Raw genomic sequence first — 26042 nt, forward strand, 5'->3', positions numbered from 1 at the left:
GCCAAAAAAGAGAATGCCAATACCACGCTGCTGATCAGCGGCGATGCGTCAGACGCGGCAGAGAATCTCGCCGTGCGGGATACCGATCCAGCCATCGGGCGCGGTCGCCCACTGCCGCCAGGCCGCAGCGATGTCCGCCAACTCGGCGGAGGTGGCCAACCCGGTGTCGACCAACTGCCGCGCCAGCGCGGACTCGACAATGCGGTCCGCCCACATTCCACCCCACCAGTCGCGCGTCTCCGGCGTGGCGAAGCACCACAAACCGCCAGTCGGGGTGATGTCGTCGAATCCAGCGTGCTGCGCCCACGACAGCAGTCGCCGGCCCGCATCCGGTTCCCCGCCGTTGGCGCGCGCGGCTGCGGAGTACAGCGTCATCCAGCGATCGAGTCCAGGCAGTAGCGGATACCAGGTGAATCCCGCGTAATCGGCGTCGCGGGCGGCGACCACGCCACCGGGCTTGCACACCCGACGCATCTCGCGCAGCGCTTGCACCGGGTCGGCGACGTGCTGCAGCACCTGATGAGCGTGGACGACGTCGAAGGTGTCGTCGGGGAAGACCAAGGCGTGGACGTCCGAGGTGACGAACTCGATGTTCGGCCGGTCTTGTCGCTGCGCCTCGGCGCGAGCCAAACTCAGTGCATCGTCGGTCATTTCGACCGCGGTCACCCAGCCCGGCGCAATCCGGGCCGCGAGATCGACGGTGATCGTGCCCGGGCCGCAGCCGACGTCGAGCACGGACATCCCTTGCCGCAGATGCGGCAGCAGATAGGCCGCCGAGTTTTCCGCCGTGCGAACGCGATGGCTCCGCAGTACCGATTCGTGATGCCCGTGGGTGTAGACGGCCTGGCGTTCATCGGTCATGACGGAGCTCCTCGCGGATCGTGTTTCGGTCCCGAGCCTAAGCGTGCGTTTCATAATACGAAACGTATTTCTCAAATTGTGAGACGCTAGTTCACGGGAACATCGAGAATGGGCCGCTGGGTCCCGGAGCCGGGGCCGTCGAAGTGCCACCACTCACCCGAGTACACCGACAGCCCGCCCGCACTCATGGCATCGCGGAGCCTCGTCCGATTCGTCTGCTGGGCGGGGCTGACCCCATCGGTCGCGAACGCCGTTGCGTGCGGGGAGAAGTCGTCGAAATCGGTGCCCATGTCGACCAGGCAGCGCGGGCACTGCTGCGGCTGGTCTGCGAGCGTCACGTCCACCGACCGCCCCGCTTCGTGACTCTTGGCGAAGTTGCCGGGTTTGGCCACCCAGGCCGGGTTGGGAACGATGTCGAACATCTTGACCTGCACGTCGTGTGGTCGATAGCAGTCCCAGAACACGAGAACGTGGCCCTGCGACGCCAGCACTTTGGCGGCCGACGCGAGACCGGGCGCCATGGATTCATGGACCAGGCAGCGCGCGTTGGCCGGATACAGCTGGGTGCGGGTGAAGTTGTTCGGGGTCGCGTAACGCAGGTCGATCAGCGCGTTCGGGACGACGGTGCGCACGTCGACGAGTCCGGCCGCCCGGGCTTGCGGACTCACCGGTGGCACGTCGGCGGCCGACACCGCGGTGCACATCGAGGCGAACAGCAGAAATGCGCCCAGGAACCGAAACATGGCTCGAGTATGCCCGGGGGATTTATGCTGCAGGCATTCGTCGGACGCGTCAAAGGAGACCGTCATGACCGTCAGTTCCGCCGCGCGCACGCTCTCCGATGCTGATCTGCCGACGCTGGACTACAGCGCGGACGAGAACCCGACCCAGGTATATCCGCGCTTGCGCGAAGCCCAGGAACAGGCGCCCGTCGCGATCGGCCCGTTCGGCCCGGAAATCCTCTCCTACAAGATGGTCCGAGCCGTGTTGCGGGACAAGAGGTTTGAGGTGCCGCAGGGAATCGTGCTGCAGGCACACGGTGTCACGTCGGGCCCGTTGTGGGACAAGGTGGTCAACAGCCTGCTGTGCCTGGAGGGCGACGCGCATCGCCGGCTACGCGGTTTGTGCTCGAAGGCGTTCACGCCACGGACGGTAGCTCGCCTGCACGACACCATGGTCGCGGTGATGCAAGGCCTAGTCGACAACGTCGCGGGCCGGGGCCGCTGCGACGTGGTAGCCGACATCGCGCGCCCCTATCCCGTCCCGATCATCTGCGCGCTACTCGGCGCACCACCGGAGGATTGGCAGCGGTTCGCGGCCTGGGCCGACACGATCTTTCAGGCGTTCAGCTTCACCGCCGACATCGGGGCGCTTCAGGACGGTGTGATGACGGCGTGGGGTGAGCTCGACGCGTACGTCGACGACATGATCGCCGAGCGCCGATACAGCCTGTCCGACGATCTGATCTCCGACCTGATCCATGCCGAGGACGACGAGGGGCGACTCGACGCCGCCGAATTGCAGATGCTGGCCGGCGGCCTGCTGCTGGCGGGCACCGACACCACCCGCAATCAGGTCGCCGCGTCGGTGCAGGTGCTCTGCGAGCATCCCGGCCAGTGGGACCTGTTGCGCGGCAACCCCGACCTGGCCATGCAGGCAGTCGAGGAGACCATGCGCCATTCGCCCGTCGCGAGCGGGGCGCTGCGGCTGGTCGCAGAGGACGCCGAGCTCGACGGCTTCGTCTTCCCGGCCGGGTCGATGGTGCTGCTGAATACCTTTGCCGCCAACCGTGATCCGAGCGTTTACGACGATCCAGATCGCGTCGACATCACCCGGGAGGGGGCTCCGGCGATCCTGACCTTCGGCGGCGGCGCGCACTACTGCCTGGGCGCGAACCTGGCCAGGCGGGAGATCGCCGAGGCACTGACGCTGCTGACGTCTCGGCTGCATAACCCGCGAATCGTCGGGCCGGTGCCCTGGAAGCCGATCGTGAGCCTGAGCGGGCCGCGAAGTCTGCCCATCGAGTTCGACTAGTTCTGGGTACTGGCCGCCAGGGCCGACTACTCAGAGCTGTGTCTGCCCGCCGTCTACGGCCAACTCCGCCCCGGTCATGAAGCTGCTCTGATCCGAGGCGAGGAACAGCACCGCGGAGGCAATCTCCTCGGGACGGCCCACCCTCTTCATAGGAACCTGCGCGGCCATGCCGTCCAGCAGCTCCTGTTTCTGATCGGCGGGTGCCAGGCCGGTGAGCCCCGGCGTCTCGATGGGGCCGGGAACGATGGTGTTGACCCGGATTTTGCGGTCGGCCAGCTCGGCAGCCCAGGTCCGGCCAAGCGAGCGGATGGCGGCCTTGGATGCGGCGTACAACCCGAATGACGGGACGCCTTCAGAGGCGGCGGTCGATCCTGCCAACACCACAGAAGCGCCGTCGTTGAGCAACGGCAAAGCCTTCTGCACCGTGAACACGGTGCCTGCCACGTTGCGGTCGAAGTTGTCCCGGTAGTGCTGTGGCGTCACATCGGCGAGGGTGGCGAAATCGCCGCCACCAGCGTTTGCGAAAAGAACGTCAAGCCCCTTGCCGTGCTTGGTGATTTCGGCGGCGAGGCTATCCAGTTCTTCGGGCTTGCTGATGTCGCTCTGCACACCGTGAGCGCCGATCGACTCCGCCGCTTCGTCTAGACGAGTGCGATCGCGACCGGTGATGAAGACGTACGCGCCTTCGTCGGCCAGCCGCTTCGCGGTCGCCAAGCCGATGCCTGAAGTACCTCCGGTGACCAATGCTGTTTTGCCGTCGAGCTGTCCCATGGTCGGCTCCGATCTTGTGTCTGTTCGTCTTGGTTCGACCACTACAACTTAAGTGATAGATCACCTATTCCGGTGCGTTCAGCACCGTCCACATCCGCGTGATGCGTTCGTCGGCTATCTCGGCGACGTCAAAGCCGGACGCCACTGTGACGTCGTCGGGGGTCCGGACCTCCCAAGCGAGGAAACCCAGGCCGCGGGTCTGACGCACCGGGCCGGCCTTGACGAAGTGCATGCCCGGCAGCTTTTCCTGCAGGTCAGCCGCCTTGGCGTTCAGCTCGTCATGCCCGGTCGCGGTGCCTTCGTCGTCTATCCACTCCACGTCATCCGCGTAGGTCACGGCGATCGCAGCGGCGCGCCGGTCCGGGTCCCGTTCGTCAAATACGCCCAACAGATTGGCTTCCATCAGGCGGGTGATGACGTCGTTCATGGTGCTGCTCCTGATTTTTAGGTGATAACTCACCTAAACTCTAGCTGTTGTGATCAAGGTTGACCTGAAGGTGCTCTAGCGCTGCCGTGAAGGACGGGAGCAGATTCTCAGGCAGCGGGTCGAAGAACAGGCTGCGCACCAGGTCGACATGCCCAGGCGCGGCGTCGACGATCGCCTGCCGCCCCCTCGCGGTGAGCACGACGTTGGTCGTGCGCCCGTCCTGCGTGCCGGGACGGCGGGCGGTGAGACCGCGTTCTTCCATGCGCCGCAACTGATGTGACAGCCTGCTACGTTCCCAGCCGATCTGCGCGGCCAGGTCGCCGACGCGCAAGCCCTCATCGTCAACGCCGCTGAGCGCCACCAGCACGTCGTAGTCGGACAGCGACAAACCCGAATCGGCCTGCAGCTGACGGTTCATCTCGTAATTCATTCGTAGCTGCACCCGCATATAGGCCGCCCAGGCGCGCTGCTGTTTCGGCGTCAGCCATCCCCGCTTGGGTGATGTGTCCCCCACTTTTTTCGGCGTCACGTTTGTCAGTATGACGACGGCCCGCGGGATGGGTCGGTTTGGTGGGCCGATGAGAATCGGCGAAGCGAGTACGTCAATCCAGGTGGAAGTGGTGGCCAGGGCCGGGATCGAACCGGCGACCTTCCGCTTTTCAGGTGGATGGAACGGCCGCTGGCCTGCGGTTTAATGACTCCCATACGTCAAATACGCCGCGCTGAGCGCGTCTGACGCAGGCTGCTCGTCCGGCGATCGGACACAGACCGGACACGGTGACAGCACTCCCGACAAGGGACCCTTCATCGCCCGTCACTCAGTGATGCGCGCTGGGGGCTCCCGGGGAGCAGGTACCCGATGCCCGGCATCACGAGGTCGAGCGCGCATTCAACGAGCTCGATTGCGGAGCGACTCACCCTTCGGCCGGACACAACCCGAACGGCCAGCCGGAACACGGACGGAGCGGCGGACGCCGGTAGACCGCGAGTGCCCGAGGCCGGCAAGGCCGCAGGGCGCGAGAGCGGTAGCGGTCGGTCGGACGGCGGGAGCGGCGTAGACCGTGTTCCGGCTGGGACCAACGGGCTTGTTATATGCGCCAAAAGTGTCCGCGACACCGTCGACGGCATTGTTGATGCGGAACTGTCGGCCTCGGATGCCTTGGGGCTGCGGTTCCCGAGGCCCAACATGGTGGCCTCGGCAGCGGCGCTGTTCGAACCGGCCGAACCATGGGCGCATGGACGGGACCGGCTGGATGTCGAACCTGAGTGCGGGCGATTCCGGATCACGATCGGCCCGGGCGTCGTCCGTCTCGGCTGGACCAATCCCGTTCGCGCGGAGAAGGCATCTGAGCGGACCGTGGGCCAGCACATGCAGGACGTAGCGGGCGAGGTAGACCGCATAAAGGCCGGTCGTGATGTGCCTGACCCGTCGGGCCGTGCGATCACCGAATGGTCCCGCAAGTCGCGTGCGGCGATGTGCCGCACCTTCGCCGAGCTGGACTACACGCCGATGGTGGAAAGCGGACGGGTACCCGCGATGGTCACGCTGACCTACCCCGGCGACTGGGAATCGGTCGCACCCGATGGAGCCAGCGTAAAGCGACATATGATGCTGTGGCGCAAACGATTTCAGCGCGAATGGGGTGAACCAGCGCGCTACATCTGGAAGATGGAATTTCAACGCCGCGGCGCACCACACATTCACCTATGGATGGCTCCCCCGTATACCGTCGGTCGATCAGGCCGTAGGTTCAGCGAATGGTTGTCGCAGGAATGGGCGGAAGTCGTCGCCCATCCCGACCCTGAACAACGCACACGCCACTTGCGCGCCGGTACGGCTATCGACAGCCTCAACGGATTGCGTGCTTGCGACCCCAAACGCTTGGCGATCTACTTCACGAAGCACTCATCACCGAATAGATTGGGCGACAAGGAATACCAGCACATCGTTCCGGAGGCCTGGCGGCGGCCGGGCCGCGGACCGGGTCGCTTTTGGGGGGTCCACGGGTTGGAACGAGCAACCGCAGTCGTTGAGATCGCCCAGGACGCATACCTGACGGCCCGAAGGATCATCCGTCGGTGGTCTCGCTCACAGGCCATTCATAGCGATTGCACCCACTGCTTCCCCACCGCACTCGTTCCGCGAATGACCCGCGTCGCAGTTCAACGAACAAACTCCAAGACTGGCAAAGTACGCCACCGCAACGTCTGTCGGAGGCGACTTCTCTGCCGCCAAGGCGGCTTCGCGGGTGGCTACGCCCTTGTGAACGACGGACCAGCGTTCGCATCCCAGCTCGCGGCAGCGTTATCGGCGGATCGGGCGAAGGCGGTGCGCGACGAACAACTCGCGGGCCGTAAGTGATCTAACGCAATTCACCTCTGACCGTCGCATTGCAGCAACCGGCTACATACGCTTAGCACGTGACCATCGAACTGTCGCCGCGCCTGCCGGATGGTGAGCGGCCGAGGAATCATCAGGAATTGGCCGCTGAGCAGATGGACCTGGACAACGTGATCAACGAGCTACTCCTGCGGCTGGAGGATCATAAATATCGTTGGGAGCTTTATGAATTCGGACTTTCCGACACTGAAGAGCGACGTCAGGTGCACACAGTCATTGAGCAGCTGCGGCTGGCGGTGCATACGGGTGGGCCAGCCGTACTTCATCCGCTGCGTCACGCGCTGTCTGTAGCTCACTCCGACGACCCCGCGTCGCCTGGATGCTCCGGATAGTCCGAGTCGCGGGCCATGCTCAGCTGCGCACTACCGTCCACGCGGTGCGGGGGACGGCTAGCGCGGTCGTAAACCGACAAAAACGAGGTCGTGAATTGTTCTGGCAATTCGATCTTCGTCGAGCGCATCGTCAAGCACTAGGTAGGTCAGTGCGCTGGTCGTGACGGCACCGAATAGCGCGATCGCGGCAACTGCTGGGTTGTCGAGGGTCACGAGTGAGCCGTCGCCGGCGCCAGCGCGAAGTAACGTCTCGACGGGTGCGAAGTATGCGGCGCTGATCATGTCGGCGATGACGGGCATGCGGGCGGCGCGGCCCAGTTCCCCGATGAGAGCGCGGCAGACGGCGGGTCTCTGTGCCATCACGCGCAGCTGGGCACTGATGACTGCGTGCAGGCGCTGAGCGGCGGAGCCTTCTGCCTCCACGACTGCGGCGACCTCGTGCGCGACTTGCTGTAGGACGTCTTCGAGGAGGAAGGCGAGTATTTCCTCTTTGCCGGCGAAGTAGTAGTAAAGGGTGGCCTTGGCGATGCCGGTGGTGGCGGCGACGTCTTCGATCTTGGTGTCGTTGAGCCCGCGGTCTGCGAAAAGTGCCGCCGCCGGCGGCAGGCGGTCGGCAATTTTTCGCGGAACCTCGCGCATTGACGCTCCTCTCGGTTGGACTTACAGTCTAAACTACTGGATTAGACAGCCGTATAATTAGATTCACAGCGGTAGGAGCTCAGATGACGACGGTGCAACTTCGCTACGACCCGTTCGATGCGACGATTCAGGACGATCTCTACCCCATCTACCGGCAGCTGCGCGACAAAGCCCCGCTGTATCGCGCAGCCGATTCCAACACGTGGGTTTTCAGTCGCCACGAAGATGTCGTCAGCGCGCTGCTTGACCATCACACCTACTCATCCGTGGACGGCATATTTCCAACTCCACCGGGCTCAGATTTCCACGCATCGTTCTTGCCCATGATGATTTTGATGGATCCCCCGCGACACGATCAGCTGCGCGCGTTGGTAAGCAAGGCGTTCACCCCGCGGCGCATCGCGGCGTTAAGTAGTGGGATTGAGGACCTGGCGGAGGATTTATCAGATTGCCTTGACCGGGGCGCAGGGTCGGTTGACTTTGCCGCCGACTTTGCCGCCGTCCTGCCGGCCATGGTGATCGCTGATTTGCTCGGCATTCCTCGCGAGGACCGCGCACAGTTTCGGCAGTGGTCAACCACGATGGTCCAGTCCAATCCGGCGCGCGGTGAGATGGGCGAGGGGCTGGCCGCGGCTGCGGCCGTCTATGCCTACTTCACCGACTTCCTCGCCGAGCGTCGACGCGAACCGCGCGGCGACTTGATGTCGGCCTTGGTGTCCGCCGAGATCGACGGAAAGCGTCTTACTGACGAGGACCTCCTTGGCTTTTGCCTGTTGCTGCTCATCGCAGGCCATGAGACCACCTCGAACCTGCTCAGCAACGCCGCAGTAGTGCTTGCGAGCGATCCCGACATTCGCCGACGACTAGTCGCCGATGACAACTTGCTTGGTCCCGCAGTTGAGGAGCTCCTCCGGTATGACTCACCGGTGCAAGGACTTTCACGAACTCTGACCCGCGACGTCACGCTGCATGGCGTCACGATGTCCGTCGGTGATTCAGTGCTGCTGTTGTTCGGCTCGGCTAACCGTGACGAACGAGTGTTTGCTGATCCCGACGTGTTCGATATCGGGCGCAAACCCGAACATCAAGTGGCGTTCGGCCGAGGTATCCACTTCTGTCTCGGTGCGTCATTAGCGCGGATGGAGGCCCGGATAGCGTTGCGCGCCCTGCTGGCCCGAGTGCCCAACTGGGAAGTCGACCTAGAGAACGCGCAGCGCCTGCGGTCGGGCCTCATCCGGGGCTATATGTCTTTGCCTATCTCGTGGTCGGCAAATTAGCCGAACTGCGCGTCAGGCAGAGCGGCTGGGGCGGCGCCATTCCCGCGGAGCGGGATCACTACGATGCGGGCTCGTCGACCTTGCGGCGGTGCGCGGCGAGGAAGTCATCGACGATGCGCTCACAGTCTTGACGATCGATGGCACGCAGCCCGGTGAGGCGCGCGAAGGCGACCGGCCCCACGAGTTGGCACAGGATCAGCTCGGGGTCGAATTCATCGAGGTCGGCGCAGGCTTCGGGGCTTTGCAAAAGTAGATCGAACGGCTGGCGATACTGCTCGATGATCCGGGTCCGCAGCGCGTGCCGATCGTAGGTCTCCTGAGTGCTGTTTGATGTTGGGCCAAGCGCGACCCAAGCCAGTGTGGTGACGTGCAGCGGCGCCTCCTGGAACAGCGTGGCCTGTCGGCTCAACAGTTCGATGAGTTGGTCGCGCAACGATCCCGTCGCCGGCGGAAGGTGAACCTGCGGCAGCAGCCGTTCAAATGTGGCGGCCAGTAGTTGAGTGGAGCTGCTGAAGTGGCGATAGAGGGTCGTGCGCGCAACTTTAGAGGCCTTGGTGACCGCGTCTATGGTGACGGCTTCAATCCCGCCGGCGCTGAGGAGTTTGGTGGCTGCATCTAATAGCCGGGTCCGGGAGCGCACCAGGCGCGGATCGACATCGTCGTCGACCGGCATGTCAAAACCGTCGCGCTCCATATGGTCACCGTAAACCCTACGCATACCTGGCCCGCACCGAATCGCATCTGCATTGGCGATTGATCCAGCCACTACCCAACTAACGCTACTGTTGGTAGCATAGCGCTACCAATAGTACAGTTATTCGTAGGGGTTTGTGCGTAGTAGGGGGATTCGTGATCAGGCAACGGCTCGAACAACCCGTGGTCCAAAAGGCCACCAATGCACGGCTGGCATGTCGGTTCATGAGGCCATCCCACGAACCCTCCCAACTTGTGCGGCAGGGACTCGCACACGCCGAGGATGGCGTTCTGCGATGAATGCGCTGCTTGCGCTAACCAGGACCCAAGTGTGGATGAGTGCGGCTCGCGGTTTCAGGCTCAGCGGCCGCACCATTACCAGTGACATCCACCGAACGCCGCCGGACCAAGACCGCGTTCGTCCTCGGCATTACCCGCCTCGCTACTGCTCATACCTGGACGACAATTTGATGAACCGGGAAATGTACAACCACGTGCACGACGATCCCACCAGGCTAACTTCCCGGCTGGCTTTTCGTCTGCGGCGTTCATGAACCTTTCAGAATTTCGGCGACGGTGCGTCGTCACGGTCAATCAACCTGCGCGCCGAGGGGCACGTCGCGCCAGGCGCGAAATGCTGGTCCGTCGCCTGCGGGGTGCTCTCGGGCCAATCCAGGTGAGTAGTGCGGTAGCGGTCGACGGGTGCACGCCTGTCGCGGTTTCGGCGACGAAGCGAAAGGGTACTAGCGGTACTGTTCCGACACCGTTAGTTTCTTTTGGGATAACGGAGGTGGGGGATGGCGGACAACGGGTGGGTTTCCTCGGGGGTGGCGACGCTGAGTCGCCCAGTTCGGGAGCAACTTCGCAAGGTCGCGGCGGGCGAGGGCGCATACAGTGATCGACTAGCTCGCCTGGCGGGGTTCAGCATCCGACATAAGGTGCTGGTCATCGGGGCGTGGGTGGTGACCGCCGGCGTCCTGGCGATGCTGTTCCCCCAGCTGGAAACCGTTGTGAAACAGCAGTCGGTGAATCTGGTCCCCCCTGATGCTCCATCGCTGCAGACGGTTGACCGGATGGGCACGGCATTCGGCGAGCAGGGGTCCAAGACCACCGTCTTTGTTGCATTCGAGGACCCGACGGGCCTGACTGCGCCGGTGCGTCAGCGCTACAAAACGATGGTTTCGCGGTTGCGTGCCGACTCCCAGCACGTGCGACTGGTTCAGGATCTGTTAGCCGACCCCGTTACTGCGGGTCAGGCGATGAGCCAGGATGGCAAGGCGTGGTATGTGCCGGTCGGGGTAGCTGGCACGCTCGGCGATCCTAGAGCGGCGGAATCCGTTCGGGCGGTGCGCGCTATTGTCGCCGAGTCGTTTAGCGGTACGTCCACGATCGTTCGTGTAACCGGACCTCCCGCGACATTCAGCGATCTAATCGATTCGGCTGAGCAGGATTTGATTGGCATCTCCATCGTGACAGCCGGTCTGATCGCGGTGATTTTGCTGGTCATCTATCGGTCACTAGTTACCGCGTTGCTGCCATTGCTCGTGATCGGTGTGAGCCTGGCGGTCGGGCGCGGGGTGCTCTCGGCGCTGGGCGAATCAGGAATGCCGGTGTCGCAATTCACGATTGCGTTCATGACTGCCATCTTGTTGGGTGCCGGCACCGATTATTCCGTGTTTCTGATCAGCCGGTATCACGAGCAGCGCCGCCAGATGATTTCGGCTGACCTGGCTGTGATTAACGCAACCGCCACCATCGGGCGGGTGATCATGGCTTCCGCCGCGACTGTGGCGTTTGCGTTTCTATCCTTGGTCTTTGCGAAGCTGAGCGTATTTAGCGCATTAGGCCCGGCGTGCGCGATCGCTGTCTTTGTCGGAGTCGCAGCTACAGTAACGTTGTTTCCTCCGGTATTGGCGCTTGCCGCGAAACATGGCATTGGCGAACCCAAAGCTGACCGCACGCGCCGATACTGGAACTGGATCGCCGTGGCCGTGGTCCGCCGACCCGCCCCACTGCTGGCCGCCAGCCTGGCACTTGTATTAGGCCTCGCGGCTGTCGCGCTGACTATGCACATCAGCTACGACGATCGGCAAGGACAGCCGGCGACGACCACCAGCAATGAGGGCTATCGCTTGCTGGATAGGCATTTCCGCAAAGATATCGTCATCACACAGTTCATGGTCGTCGAATCACCCACAGATATGCGCACCAGTAAAGGCCTAGCCGACCTAGATGAAATGGCGTCTCGAGTGTCGCAATTGCCGGGCGTCACCAAGGTTTCCGGTGTCACTCGGCCCACCGGTGCACGCCTCGATCAGGCACAGCTCTCGTGGCAAAACGGCCAGATCGGCAACAAGATGGCCGGCGCGGTCGCCAAGGGAGACGCCCATAAGGACGACCTGGCCAAACTCACCAGTGGCGCCGACCAACTCGCCGGCGGCCTGGCGCAACTTGACACCACCCTGCGCACGGCATTGACACCGCTGACCGCGGTCCTTACCCAAGCCCAGTCCAGCGGATCGCAATTTCAACACTTTCGCCCTCTGCTGCAGCAACTTTCGGCTACCACACCAACCATCGATCAAGCGATCCGAACCGGGCCGGGACTGCGTCAAGAAGCTCAACAAGCCCAAAACGCGATCGCCACGATCGATCCGCTGGTTGGTGCGCTCAACACCTCCCCGTGGTGTGCCACCACACCCGAGTGTGCCCAGATCCGCGATCAGGTGCAGATTCTGGTGACCTTGCGCGATGGCGGCTTTTTCAGCCAGCTCGCCAACCTGGGCGACATGTACCAGCCGGGCAGCGACAATGCGGCGGGCACCGTAGCAGATCTGCAGAGCACGGTCACCTCGCTGAACAAGGCTTTCGGAGCACTCGGCGATCCCGCCGACATGGCCGGCAATATCCGCCGCCTCCAAAACGGCATCAGCCAGCTCGCGTCGGGTGCACAAGCCCTGGCCACCGGCGTGCACACCCTTGCCGACAGCAACATCGAAATGTTGTCCGGCATGAGTCAGGTCGCCACCCAATTACAAAATTCCGCGCGGTCCAGCGCCGGTTCGGACAACGCCAGCGGCTTTTACCTGCCCGCCAACACCTTCGAGAATCGCCAGTTCGCCGATGTGGCAAAACATTTTATGTCGGCCGATGGCAAGACCGCCCGCTTCGCGATCGAATCGAGCTACAACCCCTACAGCAGCCAAGCGATGGATCTCGCTCAGAAAATCACCGAAGTTGCCGGGGCCGCACGCCCGAACACCTCCCTGGCCAACGCCACGATATCGATGGCCGGTTTCCCCGCCGTCAACTCCGATATTCAGCGCCTGCTGTCGGCCGACTTTCATCTGCTGGCGATCGCCACGCTCGTCATCGTCGGAGTGATCCTTGTCCTTCTCCTGCGTGCCTTGCTGGCCCCGCTCTACCTCCTCGGTACGGTCGTACTCAACTATGGCGCGGCACTGGGCATTGGGACGCTCGTCTTCCAATACGGCCTGGGTAAGGAAATCGCCTGGCCCGTACCGCTTGTGGCGTTCATCATCCTGGTCGCCGTCGGCGCCGACTACAACATGCTGCTGATCTCGCGGTTACGCGAAGAATCCGCTCACAACATTCGCGTCGGCGTGCTACGCACGGTCGCAAACACCGGTTCAGTCATCACCTCAGCCGGGCTCATCTTCGCCGCGAGTATGTTCGGCCTGATGGTCGGCTCTGTCGGAATCATGATCCAAGTCGGATTCATCGTCGGCTGCGGCCTACTACTCGACACCTTCGTCGTTCGCACCCTCACGGTGCCCGCGATCGCTACGCTCCTGCGCGAGGCCAGCTGGTGGCCGCAACGGAAATCCTCGACTCACAACGGCCGACCACACCGGACCACATGACAATTGGCCGAGAGCGCATCCGCACCAGCGACGGGATCACTCTCGTGGCCGATTGCTACCGGCACGCCGCGACTCACCCCGTCGTGTTGCTGCTCCATGGCGGCGGCCAGAACCGTCACGCGTGGGCCACCACCGCCCGTCGACTCTATTCCCACGGCTACACCGTCGTCGCCTACGACACACGAGGTCACGGCGACAGCGACTGGGACCCGAGCGGACAATATGACATCGAACGGTTTGTGTCCGATCTGATCTCGGTACGAGGACACGTCAGCGCCGACAGTCCCCCCGCCGTCGTCGGCGCGTCGCTGGGTGGGCTGATCATCCTCGCTACCCATCTGCTGGCCCCACCCGACCTCTGGGCAGCCGTTGTCCTGGTCGACATCACCCCGCGAATGGAATTTCATGGGGCCCGTCGCATCCTGTCATTCATGGCCGGACACCCCGACGGATTCGGCACGCTCAATGATGCCGCCGATGTCATCGCCGAATACAACCCACGCCGCGCGCGACCCGAAAATCTCGACGGCCTGCACAAGGTTCTGCGCCAACGTAGCGATGGCCGATGGATCTGGCGCTGGGACCCGGCCTTCATCAGCTCCAACTTCGATGTCCTCCAAGGCAATCTCATGACGGGCAGCGAGGAGTTCGACGCCATCAGCGGATTCCTCGCCGAAGGAGCACGTCGAATCACGGCCCCAACGCTGTTGGTACGCGGGGCACTTTCAGACGTAGTCTCCCAGGAAACCGTCAGCGAATTCCGCCAGCTCGTCAGGCACGCCGAAACGACGGACGTCACCGGCACCGGTCACATGGTTGCCGGCGACAACAACGACGCGTTCACCGCCGCGGTTACCGACTTCCTCGACCGCGCCATGAGGACCCTGACATAAGCATCCAGCGAGTCTTCAGCCACCCGGGCTACTGATGTGCCATGGCTTTGGGTTGTGTTGCGTCTGAGTCATTCTCGTCGACAGGAAGGTCGTGCCGAATCGCTCGGACGCGACCTCGCGGCAGACACGCCACGTATCCGTGACACTTGCCATAGAGTTCCCACGAGGTCGCCGCTACATCCGGGTCGACGTCGATGCGGTGGCCGGGGGAGAAACAGAGATGTAAGGCCCCGTCGTCGTCGCACCAGGCGCGCGTGCAGATCGCTCCGGCAAGGTCCAACAGTGGCCGCTCCTCGGGCGAAAGGTTGATGGGGTCGATCAACACTTCATCCGACGGCCAGGCTCCTGCCGGCGGGAGGGTCAGTCGCAGCGGTCGGGAAATCACCAATTCGTTGTAACCGTCGAGGTCGAGTATGAGCCCTTCGTGCAGCGAGACTCGCTGAACGGTGCATTGCTCAATCCATTGCGTGTGCATAACCGCCCCCTTCGACGCGTCGGTGAGTCCCATCTATGCTACCGATAGTAGCGCAACGATACTATTAGTATTCCTATGCGCTATCGCGGGCGTTCCATGCATCAAGAATGCGCTGCAAACCTCGATCAATGCGCTCGCGCGCCTCCCCTGCCGTGCGGCTCTGGTGTGGCTGCGGTCGGTTGACCTGCCGTATGCATGCAGTCGTCGGAATGCGAACACTACGGACCGATCTGAGTTGTCATCCCCAAGTGCGACCATCCCAATATGGCGATCACCATCCCATCCGGCCGGCCCAACTGGCGCTTCATGCGCTACGTTCGGCCGCCGACGAGAGACTCGAAGTTGGAGCCTCTGTACCCATTGAGGCCGGCAACGCGCCCGGTGCGGCTGGGCATTGATGTCGGGACCATCGCGGAGCCGCCGGAGGAGGGCTACATCACCGGGTTCCTGACGCGCGACGAGATCGAGGTGCACCTATTGATCCCGGCGGCAACGGAAGCTCCGAGCGGGTGGACCGAGTTGCTCGATGAACCGCCTTGCCACACCGTCAATTTCACGAACGTAGCTGACGCAGGCAAGTTCTGCGACGCGGCCGAGTTCTCCGTCAGCACCGCTCGTGGCGAGAGCTACCGTGCCTGGTCCAAGGCTCGGTTCTTCGCCGCGTACCAGCAGCTCGATGAGCACGATGCGCCGGACGGCCTCCCCCCGTTGACGCTCGATCAGCGACATCGTGCAGCTGCCTATGCTGCCGCCGCCGGGGCTGTTGGCATCGATGCCATCGTCACCACCGCCCCCACTGCGGGACGAACAGATGTCGCCGACAACGATGTGGTCGTCAGCGTGACACCCGACGCGGCTGTACCACTCATCGGTCACTACTTGCGGGTGACTAGCAATCCGGTTGTGACGGTCGAGCGCGGCATGTTGGTGGGTGGCGGAAGCTGGGAGACGACGGAGTCGACTGCGACCATCGTCAATCTTTACGACTGGGGCACGGTCAGCGGATTGCCATACTTCGATGCCGCTTCAATGTTTGCGGCTGCCGCTAAAGGTGGACCTGAGGCCGCAGAGGCATTCACGTCGGTTCGCATCCGCCTGAGACGTGCAGCGCGCGCGTTCGACGATCTGCTGGCCGCGCTGTCGAACCCGCTGGACGGGAAGCGGAACGAAGATGTTGCCGAGGCTACCGCTGAAGCTTTTGACCGTGAATTACTCTATCTTGCAGCAGTTTTCGATATTTTCGGGCGTGCTTACCAAGCGATGGTCGACCCGTCAGTTGATCGGAAAAAGGCTCGGGGATCACTCGACTCGCGGACCTTCATCGACAAGGAAGTGCGAACGCAGTACGACCAGTCACTTTTGGGTGACGTGACGCGCCTGCGGGTGTATGCGTGGCTCTGCAAGCAGTTGAGGAATCACATCCACGATGGCGTTCTTGCCGTCGACACCCACCCTGGCCGCAGCTACGGCAACACGATGAACGTGGCGCTGAATCTCAGTGTGATTCCCGAGTTAGCCCTCGGTGCCGACAATGAGATGACTCAGCACCACTACGACGCGCTGGGAGTGTGGCAGACCGAACCTGTTTCGCCCTTTACCGGTTCGTCAATGGTGGCCGACCTTGCGACAACCGGTTTCACCCTCATCCGAGCGGCGCTCGAGTACATCGAAGCGTTCACGAAACTTATCGTCCGGAACAAACCGGCGAATGCGCCGTCGTCTAGTGCGTTCCTGGGATGCGTGCAGGCTCGTCCGGGCGAGGTCGAGCCAGCGCCCCCAAAGCGAGCAGTGTTCTATCAAGCACTGTTCGGATTACATCCGGACAGCGTGTAGTGGACCCCTAGCAGCCCGACACGAGGTTGACGCCGTCATGGACCCGCGAATGAGTTTCTTCGTCGAACGCGTCCAGTACACGCACCGCGAATGCAGGATTCATCGCTGACTGAACTTCCTCCCTTGTCATCCAACGAACCTCGCGGGCTTCCGCAGTGGGGTGAGTGTCCCCATCGGCCGGATGGCAGCGGTAGACCAGAGCGACAATCCCATGGGTCAGGTTCTTGTAAACGCCGGTGAGACGTTCTACCTTCACCGTCAATCCGGTTTCCTCAAGGACTTCGCGCCGAACACCGTCCTCAAAAGATTCGCCTAGTTCGAGTACACCACCAGGGGCTTCCCAGTGGCCGTTGTCGTCCCGCCTGATCACGAGAACGCGATCATCGTCACGCACTACGATGCCGGCGACACTGACCGAGTGCTTAGGCGAGGTTGCCATTTCTGGGGTCCTCCTTGTTCGATGCCGGCAGAAGAGACACGGGTTGACTGGCTTCCTAGACTAGTCGTCTAGGCATGTGATGGAAGGCCAGCGGGTGCTGCAACTTGGACAAATCGACAGAGCCGATGACAAGCCGCCATATCGGCAGATCGCGGGCATGTTGCGAGAAGCGATCCGTTCCAACCGGCTAGCTCCCGGGGAACGACTGCCGTCTGAGACGGAACTTATCGAGCATTTCGGTGTGGCACGCATGACGGTAAGACAAGCTGTGCAGGAGCTTCGTTCCGAGGGACTGGTCGTCTCGCAGCATGGCCGCGGGGTGTTTATTCGCCCGACGCCCCCCATCCGCCGGCTCGCGTCGGATCGATTCGCGCGACAGCATCGCGCGGCAGGCAAGGCGGCGTTTACCGTCGAGGCCGAGAAATCGGGTTACTCGCCGCAAGTCGACAATATTGCGGTGAGCCGCGAGAAGCCGAATTCGTTTGTAGCGGAACGACTTCGATTATCACCGGACGATGACATCGTCGTGCGATCGCGCCGCTACCTGGCGAATGGCCGACCGGTTGAAACGGCGGTCTCCTTCATCCCGGCTGCTTTCGCCGAAGGCACGAGGATCGAGCAGGTGGACACTGGGCCCGGGGGCATCTACGCCCGACTGGAAGAGAATGGCCACGTACTCGGTCACTTCACCGAGGAGGTCGCAGCCCGAATGCCCACTCCCGAAGAACGGCGGCAACTGGAACTCGAACCAGGCGTTCCCGTATTGACAGTGCTGCGAACCGCATATGACGCGAATGACGTGGCGGTTGAGGTCTGCGACACGGTGAAAGTTGCTTCCGCCTACCTGCTCGAATACGAGTTCCCGGCCCGCTGAGCCCAAAGTCTTCGATCAACTGGGCGTCGACCGTTGCACTCCTCTAGACGACTATGTAACCTCAACTTGTCTAGAGCAGTTCTCATGAAAGGTCGACAAATGTCTGTGCCGAAATGGCTCAAGGTGTCACACCAGCAGGTTTTCCCACGCAAAGCGTTTGTGGTGTCCGACGTGACGGCGGTGATCGATTACGAGCGGTCGACGAAGGACAACAAGGTCCAGGCGACTGATCGAGAATCAGGCGCTCCGTTGTGGCAGGTCGAAGTCCTCGACGGCGACCCGACAGCTAGTAAGCGAGCGCGCACTCTCACCGTCAAGTTCGCAACGCCCAAGCAGCCTGTGTGCCCACCGAACACTGCCGGAATGCCCTTCACACCAGTGATTTTCGAGGAACTATACATATTGCCGTACGTAGACCGTTCGAGCGAATCCGGCCGCATCGCGTGGTCGTTTCGGGCCTCGGGTATGACTGCGGACACCGGCAAGGCGGGGTCCTCAGCGGGAGACCGGGTGTCAGCATGAGTCCGTACGACCCCGTAGTACCTAGCGATCCGTATTCGATTCCAGATCCCGACGCCGGCATCGACTTCTTTGACCTCACGCACCTGCTGGCGGTCGGCGCCATGTGGCTCATTGCGGTGATCGGCGTGGTCGCCGTTTCGCTCGTCGTTTGGAGAGTGCGTTCCCCCGCCACATTTGGGCGTTATGTTGCAACACCAGCATGTCGGGCCCGATGGCTGATCTGGGCATCGATCTCCTGGCCACGGGTTGCCAAGGCCTGCGGGTTGTCGACTCCCGAGCACGTCACACGCACGGACGCACAGGGCAAGAGCAGGACGAGGACAGTTTGGACTCATCCTCGCCTTCTCGGGGTGAGCATGTTCGGCGACTGCCTACGGATGACAGTCCGAACACGGACCGGCCAGACGGTGGACGACCTCGAAAACGCGGTCCCCGCAATTCGTGACGCTGTCGGGGCGCATTCCGCCCGCTCGACACTGATCGGCCCCGGCACGGTTCGCGTGGAATTCGTTATGAAACAATGCCTTTCAGAGGCAGAGACCGCTGCATTCCCAACCAGCGTCGAGCCGACGGGCGTCGAGGTCGGCCGGCGTGAGAATGGGTCGGCATGGACTCTGCGCGTCGCCGGCCTGCACACCCTCACTGTTGGGTGCTCGGGTGCGGGCAAGGGCTCCGTTTTTTGGGGCATTGCAGGCGGATTAGGCCCAGCCATCAAGGCGGGAACCGTGCGGCTGTTCGCCGTGGATCTCAAGTACGGGATCGAAGTGTCAGTCGGGTCTGCACTATTCAGCGGCATTGCGACGACCGAGGCCAACGCCGCGAGACTGCTGACCAACTTGGAGGAGCTACTAGACAGCCGCGGTCGCAGGATGGCCGGCCGAGCGCGTTCGCACACACCGAGCACCGCCGAACCGCTCGTCGTGCTGCTCATCGATGAATTCGCGGGCTTGACCGCATACATGACGGACGCGGCACTGAGGAAGCAAGTTGCGGGCTCACTCTCACGCATCCTGACAAAGGGTAGGGCTGTAGGCATCGTGGTCGCCGCATTCATGCAGGACCCTCGCAAGGAGATTCTGCCCATGCGCGGGTTGTTCACCCAAACCGTCGCACTGCGGCTGCGCTCACGCGACGAAGTCGCCATGGTCTTGGGTGACGGCCTCGCCGACGCCGCCCCCGCGCATCGGATCAACCCAAATGAGCCTGGTACCGGATACGTCATCGCCGAAGACGGGTCAACGATGCGAGTACGCGCCGACTTCTGGCCCGATTCGCTAATCCGTTCTGTCGCACAAGAATACGGGCCTACAAGCTCAAGTCGCGCTGGTTCAGCAGAGAACTGAGGACATCGGCATGACAACCCTCGGCATCAAAACCAGCGCCACCGCGACAGCGACCTTTCCAGAGCTTCTAACAGCGGAGCAGGTGGCCGAGCTGCTTGGCGTGTCCGCTGCGACGGTGAGTCGATGGGGCGCATTGCGCGAACACGGCGCAGACGTGGGACCGCCCTGCTACACGCTATCTGATCGCGTAAGACGTTGGGACGCAGCTGAAGTCCGCGCATGGCTTCGTAAGGTGCGTCGCTAAGTGGCCGGATCGGTCCCGCGCGGTATCCGAAAGCGGATCAATTCGGCCGGTCTGCCGCGCTATCAAGTGCGCTACCTGGTGCGTGATTCAGACTCCCCGTCGGGATGGGCTGAGACGTCGTCGACGTTCGCCACCTTGCGAGAAGCGCGGGCATTCAAGGCCGACCGGGATGGCGAAGCGGCGATCGGCGCCAGACGCTTCGACCCCCGACTTGGCCGGGCCAAACTCGCCGCTGTCTGGACGCAATACAGCGCGTTGAAACGCCCCGCAGTGTCGCCCAAGACCTGGAGCGGCTACACCCAGCATTGGGAACTACGCATCAGTCCGCGTTTCGGCCACGTCCCGGTTGATGAAATCAGCCGAAAGGATATACAGCAATTCATCGATTCCATGACCGTCGGTCCCTGGGCCAAACTCGCCACGCTGCGGCTGCTGCGGTCGATTCTCGACATGGCGCGCGAGGACGGTCGAATCCACAGCAACCCGGCTGACGGGGTGTCATCCGGGCGGATACCCACCCGAGAACGCCACCGCTATCTGACCGCCACCGAAGTCGCCGCCCTGGCAGCCGCATGCGGCGACCACGGCGACGTGGTGATCATCCTCGCCTTCACCGGCCTGCGCTGGTCCGAACTCGTCGGCCTGCGGGTCGGCGACATCGACCTAACTGCGCGTCGGCTCTATGTCCGCCAGGCCGCGCCAGAAGTGGAAGGCCGGATCATCGTCGGGCCGCCAAAAACTCGCGCCGCCGCCCGAACCGTCCCACTCCCCCAAATCGTCATCGACGCGCTCAAACCAAGGATCGATAATCGCGCGCCCACAGAACATGCAATCACCTCGCCAAATGGCGGGTTCCTCAGATCAAACAACTGGCGCCGGCATACCGACTGGAACGAAGCCCTAAAGAAAACCGGACTGGTGCCGCTGACGATTCACGACCTGCGCCACACCTACGCCAGCCTGGCCCGGGCCTCCGGCGCCGACCTCCGCTACGTCCAGAAGACGATGGGGCACTCGACGCCGACCGTCACCGCGAACATCTACAGCGACCTCTATTCAGACGAACTCGACCACGTAGCCACGAATCTCGACCGGCTTCAGGACGTCGCCAAAAACCGGGCGAACGGACAGGAACCGGACACACCGAACCATCCATAGAGTGCCATCACCGCGTCCGTGCAGCTCAAGACTGGTGGCCAGGGGCGGGATCGAACCGCCGACCTTCCGCTTTTCAGGCGGACGCTCGTACCAACTGAGCTACCTGGCCGGAAGGCACCGTGCCGCTGAAGTGCCTCACAACATAAGCGACCCTGACGGGACTCGAACCCGCGACCTCCGCCGTGACAGGGCGGCGCGCTAACCAACTGCGCCACAGGGCCTTGCTCTTACTCCGCGTTGCCGCGTCGCACGTACCCCCAACGGGATTCGAACCCGTGCTACCGCCGTGAAAGGGCGGCGTCCTAGGCCACTAGACGATGGGGGCCAGAACCGAATCTCTTCGGGGGTACTCACAACGTGGTTCGTTGGAGCCACGCTAGCTTAGGGCACCGGGGGCCGAATCCTCAAACGAGGACCCAGTACTCTGGTCCGTCGCCGCCCCTATAGCTCAGTTGGTAGAGCTACGGACTTTTAATCCGCAGGTCCTAGGTTCGAGTCCTAGTGGGGGCACCAGGAGCCGTTTGTATCTCGGCTGATGTTTTACGTCTACTTCGGCTAATGCACGCCTTCGAACGAGGCGTTGAGCTATACCGATCGGTGTACTACCGAGCCCTGGAACTCCTAGAAATTAGGGCGCCTCGGCGCAAAAGTCGTCAAGGCGCTGGAGACGACCCCCGCGTCGGTGCGGGTCGGCTTCACCGACTGACGTCGAACCGCTGCACTCGATCGCACATTGGGTACCCGGGGCCGATGAAGGGCTTATCCCGTCGCTCGTTTGGGCTACTCGCGGCCGGCGCCAGCGCCGCCGGCATAGCGTCCGCTTGCACCTCGAAGCGCGAAGGGCCACCGCCGCCGACGGGACCAGCCGTCGGCTACGTGCTGTCGCACGAGCAATTCACCACCACCCAGCTCGTCGACCAGGCTCAGGCGGCCGAGCGAGCCGGGTTTCGTTACCTGTGGGCCAGCGACCATCTGCAGCCCTGGCAGGACAATGAGGGCCATTCGATGTTTCCGTGGATCACGCTCGCGCTCGTCGGTCAGCACACCAACGTCCCCTTCGGCACTGGCGTGACGTGCCCCATCTACCGCTACCACCCCGCCACCGTCGCGCAGGCCTTTGCGTCACTGGCGGCGCTTTATCCAGGCCGGGTTTTTCTCGGCGTCGGCACCGGCGAGCGGCTCAACGAGCAAGCGGCCACCACCCAATTCGGGCCCTACCGGGAACGTCACGACCGATTGATCGAAGCTATCCAACTCATCCGCCAGCTGTGGGGTGGCCAACGAATGTCTTTCCAGGGCAGTTACTTTCAGACCAACCAGCTCAAGCTCTACGACTTACCCCCGACGACCCCACCGATCTTGGTCGCCGCCGGCGGTCCCAAAAGCGCACGGCTCGCGGGCCGGTACGGCGACGGCTGGATCACCGAGGCCGGAGACGTCAGAAACCCGAAGCTAGTGACGGCATTCAACGCCGGAGCGCACGAAGCGGGCCGCGACCCCGCGACGATGACCAAACGGGCTGAGATGTTCGCGGTCGTCGGCGACCACAACGACATCACACAGGGCGCGGAACTGTGGCGGTTCACCGCTGGCGCAGTCGACCAACCAAACCCGGTCGGCATTCAACAAGCGGCCCAGACCAATCCGCTCGACAAGGTGATAAAGGGCTGGACCACCGGCACCGACCCCGCTACCCACGTCAAAGCCGTGCAGGACGTCCTCGATGCCGGTGCGACACCATTCGTGCACTTCGCGCAGCGGGATCCGCTCACCGCGATCGAGTTCTATCGCACCGCGGTGCTGCCGCGTCTGCGCTAGCGAATCAGCCCTTCACGGCGTTCAGGTACGTGATGTCGCCGAAGGCTTGCGCGATCTCGTCGTCGGCGTACTGGAAACCATTGGCCGCGTGCATCTCGGCGACAGGGCGATGCTGCACCTGCCAGCCTCGCTTGATCAGGTCTTCGATGATGTGGCTGCGCTCGTAGTGATAGACGAGCTCGTCGAAGTCGACTTGGAAACCCAGCTCGGTCATCCGGTCGTGGTGAGCACGCCAGCGCGGGTCCTTGAAAATCGTTGTGTCAGGGACGAATTCGCAGGCGACCTGGCTAGTGGGAGCACTGAGCGCGGTGATATTGCCGAACAGCGCATCCTGCGCCTCTGGCGGCAGGTACACCACCAGACCCTCGGCGCTCCACGCCGACGGCGCCTCCGGATCGAACCCTGCCTCCCGCAGCGCCGCGGGCCAGTCGTCGCGCAGATCGACGGCGACGGTACGACGCTGGGCGGTCGGCTCCGCGCCGAGGTCTCGAAGCGTGGACGTCTTGAACTCGATGACGTCCGGCAGGTCCACCTCGTAGACCACGGTGCCGTCCGGCCACGGCAGACGGTAGGCCCGCGCATCCAGGCCGGCCGCGACGATCACCGCCTGCCGGATGCCGGTGCGGGTCGCCTCGATGAAGTAGTTGTCGTAGAACCGCGTCCGCACCGCCATCCCGCGGGCCATCCGCGCCGGGTCGAACCCGGCGTAGTCGCCGACCGGGATCTCGCCGTTGACCAGCCGCGTGTAGACGTCGATGCCGACCGCGCGGACCAGCGGCGCGGCGAACGGGTCGTCGATGTAACCCGCATCGGACGACAGCGCCCGCTGGGCGGCAACCATGGTTGCCGTCGCACCGACGCTCGACGCAAGATCCCAGCTGTCGCTTTCGCTGCGTATGGACACCAGCACTCCCCCCATCGACGGTGAAATTAATATAGAACAGCTAGTTATTTGCTCGGCCTAGGGATGGAGGACTCCGGCATGGACTTCGCGCAGCGAACCATCGATCTGGCTCGGCGTAATGTCGAGGAAGGCGGCCGGCCATTCGCGACCGTAATCGTCAAAGACGGTGAAATCCTGGCCGAGAGCGCCAATCAGGTTGCGCAGAGCCATGATCCGACGGCTCACGCCGAGATCCTCGCCATCCGCGAGGCCTGCGTGAAGCTGGGCACCGAGCACCTGCGCGGCGCCACCATCTACGTGCTGGCCCACCCGTGTCCGATGTGCCTGGGCTCGCTGTATTACTGCTCGCCCGACGAAGTTGTGTTTTTGACCCAGCGCGACCAATACGAGCCCTACTACGTCGACGACCGCGACTACTTCGAGCTGGCGACGTTCTACGACGAGTTCCGCAAGGACTGGCAGCAGCGGCGACTGCCGATGCGCTACGACCCGCGTGACGAGGCGATCGACGTCTACCGCGAATGGAACGAGCGCAACGGCGGCAGGAGGCCTTAGACGTTAGGGCAGTAGTGCTTTGGATCGCCCCGCTCATCGAGCGGCGGCAGGTTGCGGGGCGGAGTATGCACCAGCGGAGTATCGACGGGAATCCGGCCGCGCGCGCGGTCGAAGCCGGCCCGGGCCCGCGGGTGCTTGCGGTAGCGCGGCGGCACGACGGCAAACACCAGCCGGACCAGGTCGCCGAAGCGGCGGTGCAGCCATTCGTCGCGGCGTGACCAGCTGTAGCCCATCAGCTTGCGCACCGGCGGGTCGTAGAGACCGACCGTGACCCACACGAAGAACGGGTGAAGCAACTTGCGCTGCAGCGCCCACACCGGATCCGGAATCCATTCCGCGAAAGGCGGTTTCGGCAACTCGGCCAAGTTGAGCACCTCGCGGGCGGCGAAGTTGTTCTCCAGCACCTCGCTGCACATGTGGTCCCAGTAGACCTGGAACTCCTCCCAGGTCTTCGGAACCGGCCGCATGCTCATGCCGTACATCCGGTACCACTCGACATGCTCGTCGAACAGTTGACGCTTCTGCTCTTCGGTGAGACCGCCGCAGAACCGTTCGGCCACATGAATCGTGCCGACAAAGAACGTCGAGTGGGCCCAATAGAAGACGTCCGGGTTCAGCGCGTGATAGCGGCGACCCTGAGCATCGGTGCCCTTGATCTCGATGTGGTAGTCACGGACCTCGGCTCCCGTGGTCGGTGCGCGGTCGCCGTCGAACACCACGCCGCCGATCGGGTACAACGACCGCAGCAAGCGCGGCCACCGCTCACGGAAGAACGTCGAGTGCTCTTCGACCGCCGCCCCGAGTTGCGGATGCATGTTCTGCATCGACCCTGCCCAGGGGCCCTGCAGCATGCCGCGCCAATCGCCGAAGTATCGCCAGGTCAGCGAGTCGGGGCCGAGCGGCCGCGGCGGCGCCTCGTATCCCAGCGGCGAAACCGGGCAACCCGACGCAACCGTCGACGCCTCAGACGTATCTTGAGTCACTGGCGATATTCCTGTCGGTATCAAGCAAACTGACTACGTGCGTTGTCAACTGCGAGTCTAGGAGGGCCGTGCCGTCCGGTCAACGTTCGCGGCGCTGGTCTGGCGTCCCGCTGGAGGATCGCCAGGCCCTGCGACGCGAGGAACTCATCGCCGCCGGCGTGCAACTTCTCGGCGAGGCGAGCGGTCCGGCGGTGACCGTGCGGGCCGTGTGCCGACAGGCTGAGCTGACCGAACGCTACTTCTACGAAAGCTTCGCCGACCGCGACGAGTTCGTCCGGGCCGTCTACGACGACGTCTGCTCCCGGGCGATGACGGCGCTGATGTCCGCCGCGACTCCGCGCGAGGCCGTCGAACGGTTCGTCGCGCTGATGGTCGACGACCCGGTGCGCGGGCGGGTACTCCTCCTGGCCCCGGCGGTCGAACCGGTGCTGGTTCGGTCGGGCGCGCAATGGATGCCCAACTTCATCGACCTGTTGCAGGGCAAGCTAACCCAGATCGGCGACCCGGTGCGCCAGAAGATGGTGGCGACTAGCCTGATCGGCGGCCTGACCGCGTTGTTCACCGCCTACCTGGACGGACGCCTGACGGCCAGCCGCGAACAGTTCATCGACTACTGCGTCGACATGCTGCTCAGCAGGGCCTCGACAGGCTGACCCCGACCCCGCGGACACGTAAATATCGC

26 protein-coding genes and 4 tRNA genes are annotated in these 26042 nt (G+C 63.2%); 16 read left to right on the plus strand and 14 right to left on the minus strand.

The genetic code is table 11. The features are described from left to right. Positions 1-48: 48 nt before the first annotated feature. Positions 49-861 (minus strand): methyltransferase domain-containing protein, encoded by an 813-nt coding sequence (locus MKK62_RS04750; RefSeq protein WP_240262124.1) that lies wholly within the window; start codon positions 859-861, stop codon positions 49-51. 86 nt (positions 862-947) lie between these two features. Further along, the gene (locus MKK62_RS04755; protein WP_350355757.1) at positions 948-1565 is read right to left on the minus strand and encodes a M15 family metallopeptidase; all 618 of its coding nucleotides are present in this window, start codon (positions 1563-1565) and stop codon (positions 948-950) included. A gap of 103 nt (positions 1566-1668) precedes the next feature. On the opposite strand from MKK62_RS04755, the gene MKK62_RS04760 reads away from it, so the two are divergent. Further along, positions 1669-2895 carry a cytochrome P450 gene (locus MKK62_RS04760; protein WP_240262123.1) on the plus strand — a complete coding sequence of 409 codons (1227 nt, stop codon included), beginning with the start codon at positions 1669-1671 and terminating at the stop codon, positions 2893-2895. 30 nt (positions 2896-2925) lie between these two features. On the opposite strand, the gene MKK62_RS04765 is transcribed toward MKK62_RS04760, so the two are convergent. From MKK62_RS04765 to MKK62_RS04775, 3 genes are all read right to left on the minus strand, one after another. Next, the gene (locus tag MKK62_RS04765) at positions 2926-3666 is read right to left on the minus strand and encodes an SDR family NAD(P)-dependent oxidoreductase (RefSeq protein WP_240262122.1); all 741 of its coding nucleotides are present in this window, start codon (positions 3664-3666) and stop codon (positions 2926-2928) included. A gap of 64 nt (positions 3667-3730) precedes the next feature. Next, positions 3731-4093, minus strand: coding sequence for a nuclear transport factor 2 family protein (locus tag MKK62_RS04770; protein WP_240262121.1), 363 nt, complete (start codon positions 4091-4093; stop codon positions 3731-3733). Positions 4094-4133: 40 nt separating this feature from the next. Further along, entirely contained in the window at positions 4134-4541 is a 408-nt protein-coding gene (locus MKK62_RS04775; protein ID WP_434085071.1) for a MarR family winged helix-turn-helix transcriptional regulator, read from the minus strand. 738 nt (positions 4542-5279) lie between these two features. Between MKK62_RS04775 and MKK62_RS04780 the strand changes: the two genes are divergently transcribed. Together MKK62_RS04780 and MKK62_RS04785 are read left to right on the plus strand one after the other, a co-directional pair. Further along, a complete protein-coding gene (locus MKK62_RS04780) occupies positions 5280-6455 on the plus strand; it encodes a rolling circle replication-associated protein (RefSeq protein ID WP_240262119.1) in 1176 nt (391 codons plus the stop codon). Positions 6456-6514: 59 nt separating this feature from the next. Further along, positions 6515-6826: a hypothetical protein gene (locus MKK62_RS04785; protein WP_131806047.1), complete on the plus strand. Its 312-nt coding sequence runs from the start codon at positions 6515-6517 to the stop codon at positions 6824-6826. Between the two features lie 57 nt (positions 6827-6883). On the opposite strand, the gene MKK62_RS04790 is transcribed toward MKK62_RS04785, so the two are convergent. Next, a complete protein-coding gene (locus tag MKK62_RS04790) occupies positions 6884-7465 on the minus strand; it encodes a TetR/AcrR family transcriptional regulator (protein ID WP_014710943.1) in 582 nt (193 codons plus the stop codon). A gap of 83 nt (positions 7466-7548) precedes the next feature. Here MKK62_RS04790 and MKK62_RS04795 point away from each other — a divergent pair, with 83 nt between their 5' ends. After that, positions 7549-8742 carry a cytochrome P450 gene (locus MKK62_RS04795; protein ID WP_014710942.1) on the plus strand — a complete coding sequence of 398 codons (1194 nt, stop codon included), beginning with the start codon at positions 7549-7551 and terminating at the stop codon, positions 8740-8742. A gap of 58 nt (positions 8743-8800) precedes the next feature. Here MKK62_RS04795 and MKK62_RS04800 read toward each other — a convergent pair whose 3' ends face one another. Continuing rightward, positions 8801-9436, minus strand: a complete 636-nt coding sequence (locus MKK62_RS04800; RefSeq protein WP_014710941.1) for a TetR/AcrR family transcriptional regulator — start codon at positions 9434-9436, stop codon at positions 8801-8803. Positions 9437-10232: 796 nt separating this feature from the next. On the opposite strand from MKK62_RS04800, the gene MKK62_RS04805 reads away from it, so the two are divergent. Continuing rightward, complete coding sequence (locus MKK62_RS04805; protein WP_024636820.1) at positions 10233-13319, plus strand: MMPL/RND family transporter; 3087 nt, start codon at positions 10233-10235, stop codon at positions 13317-13319. After that, positions 13316-14212: an alpha/beta fold hydrolase gene (locus MKK62_RS04810; RefSeq protein ID WP_014710939.1), complete on the plus strand. Its 897-nt coding sequence runs from the start codon at positions 13316-13318 to the stop codon at positions 14210-14212. The genes MKK62_RS04805 and MKK62_RS04810 overlap by 4 nt, the downstream gene beginning before the upstream one ends. A gap of 28 nt (positions 14213-14240) precedes the next feature. On the opposite strand, the gene MKK62_RS04815 is transcribed toward MKK62_RS04810, so the two are convergent. Beyond that, positions 14241-14687, minus strand: coding sequence for a DUF6188 family protein (locus MKK62_RS04815; RefSeq protein ID WP_014710938.1), 447 nt, complete (start codon positions 14685-14687; stop codon positions 14241-14243). A gap of 264 nt (positions 14688-14951) precedes the next feature. Between MKK62_RS04815 and MKK62_RS04820 the strand changes: the two genes are divergently transcribed. After that, positions 14952-16520, plus strand: coding sequence for a hypothetical protein (locus tag MKK62_RS04820; protein ID WP_224097130.1), 1569 nt, complete (start codon positions 14952-14954; stop codon positions 16518-16520). 7 nt (positions 16521-16527) lie between these two features. Here the strand turns inward: MKK62_RS04820 and MKK62_RS04825 are convergent, their stop codons facing one another. Further along, a complete protein-coding gene (locus tag MKK62_RS04825; protein ID WP_008263949.1) occupies positions 16528-16959 on the minus strand; it encodes an NUDIX hydrolase in 432 nt (143 codons plus the stop codon). Positions 16960-17038: 79 nt separating this feature from the next. Between MKK62_RS04825 and MKK62_RS04830 the strand changes: the two genes are divergently transcribed. The 5 genes from MKK62_RS04830 to MKK62_RS04845 all read left to right on the plus strand — a co-directional run bounded on the left by MKK62_RS04830 (position 17039) and on the right by MKK62_RS04845 (position 21100). Then, the gene (locus MKK62_RS04830) at positions 17039-17833 is read left to right on the plus strand and encodes a GntR family transcriptional regulator (RefSeq protein ID WP_020821582.1); all 795 of its coding nucleotides are present in this window, start codon (positions 17039-17041) and stop codon (positions 17831-17833) included. Between the two features lie 99 nt (positions 17834-17932). Further along, positions 17933-18355: a hypothetical protein gene (locus MKK62_RS26505; RefSeq protein ID WP_008263947.1), complete on the plus strand. Its 423-nt coding sequence runs from the start codon at positions 17933-17935 to the stop codon at positions 18353-18355. Then, positions 18352-19698: a hypothetical protein gene (locus tag MKK62_RS04835; protein ID WP_020821580.1), complete on the plus strand. Its 1347-nt coding sequence runs from the start codon at positions 18352-18354 to the stop codon at positions 19696-19698. The genes MKK62_RS26505 and MKK62_RS04835 overlap by 4 nt, the downstream gene beginning before the upstream one ends. Positions 19699-19708: 10 nt before the next feature. Beyond that, positions 19709-19942, plus strand: coding sequence for a helix-turn-helix transcriptional regulator (locus MKK62_RS04840; RefSeq protein ID WP_008263943.1), 234 nt, complete (start codon positions 19709-19711; stop codon positions 19940-19942). Then, a complete protein-coding gene (locus tag MKK62_RS04845) occupies positions 19943-21100 on the plus strand; it encodes a tyrosine-type recombinase/integrase (protein WP_008263933.1) in 1158 nt (385 codons plus the stop codon). 32 nt (positions 21101-21132) lie between these two features. Here MKK62_RS04845 and MKK62_RS04850 read toward each other — a convergent pair. The 3 genes from MKK62_RS04850 to MKK62_RS04860 form a co-directional block, all read right to left on the minus strand. After that, positions 21133-21209: transfer RNA gene (locus MKK62_RS04850), tRNA-Phe, on the minus strand. Positions 21210-21247: 38 nt separating this feature from the next. Next, a tRNA-Asp gene (locus MKK62_RS04855) sits at positions 21248-21321 on the minus strand. 31 nt (positions 21322-21352) lie between these two features. Further along, positions 21353-21425: transfer RNA gene (locus MKK62_RS04860), tRNA-Glu, on the minus strand. A gap of 112 nt (positions 21426-21537) precedes the next feature. On the opposite strand from MKK62_RS04860, the gene MKK62_RS04865 reads away from it, so the two are divergent. Together MKK62_RS04865 and MKK62_RS04870 are read left to right on the plus strand one after the other, a co-directional pair. Beyond that, a tRNA-Lys gene (locus MKK62_RS04865) sits at positions 21538-21613 on the plus strand. 237 nt (positions 21614-21850) lie between these two features. Next, entirely contained in the window at positions 21851-22918 is a 1068-nt protein-coding gene (locus MKK62_RS04870) for a F420-dependent hydroxymycolic acid dehydrogenase (RefSeq protein ID WP_240262118.1), read from the plus strand. A gap of 4 nt (positions 22919-22922) precedes the next feature. On the opposite strand, the gene MKK62_RS04875 is transcribed toward MKK62_RS04870, so the two are convergent. Then, on the minus strand, positions 22923-23759 hold the full coding sequence (locus MKK62_RS04875; RefSeq protein WP_240263821.1) for a class I SAM-dependent methyltransferase: 837 nt from the start codon (positions 23757-23759) through the stop codon (positions 22923-22925). A gap of 141 nt (positions 23760-23900) precedes the next feature. Between MKK62_RS04875 and MKK62_RS04880 the strand changes: the two genes are divergently transcribed. After that, a complete protein-coding gene (locus tag MKK62_RS04880) occupies positions 23901-24377 on the plus strand; it encodes a nucleoside deaminase (RefSeq protein WP_240262117.1) in 477 nt (158 codons plus the stop codon). Here the strand turns inward: MKK62_RS04880 and MKK62_RS04885 are convergent. After that, the gene (locus MKK62_RS04885; RefSeq protein WP_434085021.1) at positions 24374-25384 is read right to left on the minus strand and encodes an oxygenase MpaB family protein; all 1011 of its coding nucleotides are present in this window, start codon (positions 25382-25384) and stop codon (positions 24374-24376) included. The genes MKK62_RS04880 and MKK62_RS04885 overlap by 4 nt on opposite strands. A gap of 44 nt (positions 25385-25428) precedes the next feature. Here MKK62_RS04885 and MKK62_RS04890 point away from each other — a divergent pair, with 44 nt between their 5' ends. Beyond that, a complete protein-coding gene (locus MKK62_RS04890) occupies positions 25429-26013 on the plus strand; it encodes a TetR/AcrR family transcriptional regulator (RefSeq protein WP_240262115.1) in 585 nt (194 codons plus the stop codon). Positions 26014-26042 lie beyond the last annotated feature (29 nt).

It is taken from the genome of Mycobacterium paraterrae, assembly GCF_022430545.2.
Lineage (GTDB): Bacteria > Actinomycetota > Actinomycetes > Mycobacteriales > Mycobacteriaceae > Mycobacterium > Mycobacterium paraterrae.